2 protein-coding genes and 1 pseudogene are annotated in these 2,716 nt (G+C 71.8%); 2 read left to right on the top strand and 1 reads right to left on the bottom strand.

From position 1 onward, the window contains the following. Window positions 1-165: 165 nt before the first annotated feature. A complete protein-coding gene (locus I59_RS06985) occupies window positions 166-498 on the top strand; it encodes a hypothetical protein (RefSeq protein ID WP_022903249.1) in 333 nt (110 codons plus the stop codon). A 207-nt stretch (window positions 499-705) separates the two neighbouring features. Here the strand turns inward: I59_RS06985 and I59_RS06980 are convergent, their stop codons facing one another. After that, complete coding sequence (locus I59_RS06980; RefSeq protein WP_022903248.1) at window positions 706-1,203, bottom strand: DUF427 domain-containing protein; 498 nt, start codon at window positions 1,201-1,203, stop codon at window positions 706-708. Between the two features lie 99 nt (window positions 1,204-1,302). Between I59_RS06980 and I59_RS19420 the strand changes: the two are divergent. Next, a pseudogene (locus I59_RS19420) lies at window positions 1,303-2,716 on the top strand (amino acid permease); the annotation flags it as partial.

The raw sequence follows: 2,716 nt of genomic DNA, 5'->3' as shown, positions 1-2,716 counted from the left end.
CCAGCAGGACCCTGAGGAAGGAGCGCATGACTCCATCGTGCTCGTCCCGCGCGCGGCACGCCCGACGACCGGCGGGAGTCGGACACATCCGCAGAGCGCGGCGTCGGTCCGGGTCGACGTGCACCGGCCCGGGCGGGTCGGGCGGTCGATCGGTACGGTCAGGACATGGCAGCCGTCGCCCGGGACCACGAGCCGCCGGCAGCGCCTGCCACCGTGGCGGTGCTGCTCGCGCCGGTGTCGTTCTACCTCGGCCTGTTCCTGCCCGCCGAGGCGACCGGGCGGCACCTCCTCCTCGGGACGGTGTTCGGCGCCGTCGGGGTCCTCTGCGGCTGGCGGGCGATCCGGATCGCCGGACGCCGTCGCGCCGTGCGCGTGTGGTCGTGGATCGGGGGCGTGATCTGCGGGCTCGGGCTCGTGATGCTCTACTGGCAGGTGCTCGTGCTCGTCACCGGCGGCGCGTTCCCGCCGCCGTTCTGGTCGCCGTACGCCAACCGCTGACGCGCGCGCCGCGGCGGGGTGCGGCGCGCGGGGTGCGGCGCGAGTCTCGCGGTGGCGGACACGTCTCGCGCTCCGGGAGGCGATAACTGTCCGCCTGGCCGAGGCTCGGGCTGCGGCCGGTGGAGCGGCCGACGGCGCCCAACGCACCCACCCACCGGCCGGGAGGCACGGGGCTGGCTGGCACCGCGCCTCCCGGCCGGTGGTGGGTCACCACCCGAACGTGCCGGCCCCGCCCTTGAACGGGCCGACGACGTCCGCGGTGATCCACCCGCCGTAGAAGTCGCCCTCCTGGGCCTGCACGACCTCGCCGCCGACCTCGCACGAGTCCATCATCGACGGGTAGATCGCGACGCGGTCCCGCAACGACTCGTAGCCCGGCTCCGGCGTCGGGTAGTTCCACGCGGCACGCGGTGCCACGCTGTCGCCGCCCCGCACGTCGAAGTAGCGCGCCCGGCCCTTGAACTCGCACATGCTCGACCCGTCGGCCGGCACGAGGGTCCCGTCGGCGAGGTCGGCGATCGGCAGGTAGTAGACCGGCGGGTGGGACGTCTCGAGCACCCGCACCGCGCCCGTCGTGTCCGCGACGACGACTCCGCCGAGCCGGACGACGACCCGGTCGCGGACGGGTTCCACCGCCGGCGGCCGTGGGTAGTCCCACACCGATTCCTGGCCGGGTCCGGGTTCGATCCGCTGAGGTCTGCGCATGCACCCGTTCTACCGCCGGCGGTCCGGAGCCGGCCGTGAGGTGGTGCCGAGCCCACCGTGAGGTGGTCCGGAGGCGGCCGTGAGGTGCAGAGTGGGCGGATGACATCGACGTCACCACGCGCCACCCTGTTCCGCCGGAAGCCCATCGAGACGATCGAGGACGAGGCCGGCGGCGAGGGCGGCCTCAAGCGGCACCTCGGTCTCTGGCAGCTCACCGCGATCGGCATCGGCGGGATCATCGGCGCGGGCATCTTCACCCTCGCCGGCACCGTCGCGCACGGGGTCGCGGGGCCGGCCGTCCTCCTCTCGTTCCTCGTCGCCGGGGTCGCCAGCGCCGCAGCCGCGCTGTCCTACGCCGAGTTCGCGGGGATGATCCCGAAGGCCGGGAGCGCGTACACCTACGGGTACGCGGTGCTCGGCGAGATCGTCGGGTGGTTCATCGGTTGGGACCTGCTGCTCGAGTACACCGCGATCGTGGCCGTCGTCGCGATCGGCATCTCCGGCTACGTCGGGTTCTCGTCGGGCAGTTCGGCGTCGACCTGCCGGCCTGGATGCTCGGCGCACCCGGCACGGGCGACGGGCACGTCATCGACGTGTTCGCGATCATCCTCTGCCTGCTGACCGCGTTCGTCCTCACCCGTGGCATCCGGAGCGCCGCCCGGTTCGAGCTCGTCGCGGTCGGCATCAAGGTCGGCCTCGTCGTGCTCATCGTCGTGCTCGGGGTGTTCCACATCAACAGCGCCAACTACCAGCCGTACTTCCCGTTCGGGTTCGGCGGCGTGATGACCGGTGCTGCGACGGTGTTCTTCGCCGTGTTCGGCTACGACGCCATGTCCACCGCGGCCGAGGAGTCGGTCGATGCCCGGAAGCACATGCCGAAGGCGATCCTGCTGTCCCTCGGCATCGCCATGGTGCTCTACGTCCTGGCGACCCTCGTGCTCACCGGCATGCAGAAGTACACCGACATCGACCCCGAGTCGGGCTTCTCGTCGGCGTTCGCGGCCGTCGGGCTCGGCGGGGTCGCGAACGTCATCGCGATCGGGGCGATCGTCGGCATCATCACCGTGCTGCTCACCTTCATGCTCGGCGCCTCGCGCGTGTGGTTCTCGATGAGCCGCGACGGCCTCATGCCGAAGTGGTTCGCGCACACCGATCCGAAGCGGCACGTCCCGACCCGGGTCACGTGGATCATCGGCGTCGCGGCGGCGGTCCTGGCGGGTCTGCTGCCGATCGACATCGTCGCGGAGCTCACGAACATCGGCATCCTGCTCGCGTTCGTCGTGGTCTGCTCGGCGGTGATCGTGCTCCGCTACCGGCAGCCGGACCTGCCCCGGACGTTCCGGCTCCCGTTCATGCCGGTGATCCCGGCGATCGGGGTGATCGCGTCGCTGTGGCTCGTGACGTTCCTGCAGTGGGAGACGTGGGTGCGGTTCGCGGTGTGGTTCGCGATCGGGCTCGGGGTGTACCTGGGGTACTCGCGGAAGCACAGCAAGCTCGCCGCGGATGCGATGCG

The organism is Curtobacterium sp. B8 (assembly GCF_000333315.1).
Classification (GTDB): domain Bacteria; phylum Actinomycetota; class Actinomycetes; order Actinomycetales; family Microbacteriaceae; genus Curtobacterium; species Curtobacterium luteum.
This window is presented reverse-complemented; position numbering and strand designations above follow the sequence as displayed.

Coding starts and splice junctions, on each gene's coding strand:
- I59_RS06980 (WP_022903248.1), bottom strand. CDS start 1,203: ATGCGCAGACCTCAGCGGATCGAACCCGGACCCGGCCAGGAATCGGTG.
- I59_RS06985 (WP_022903249.1), top strand. CDS start 166: ATGGCAGCCGTCGCCCGGGACCACGAGCCGCCGGCAGCGCCTGCCACC.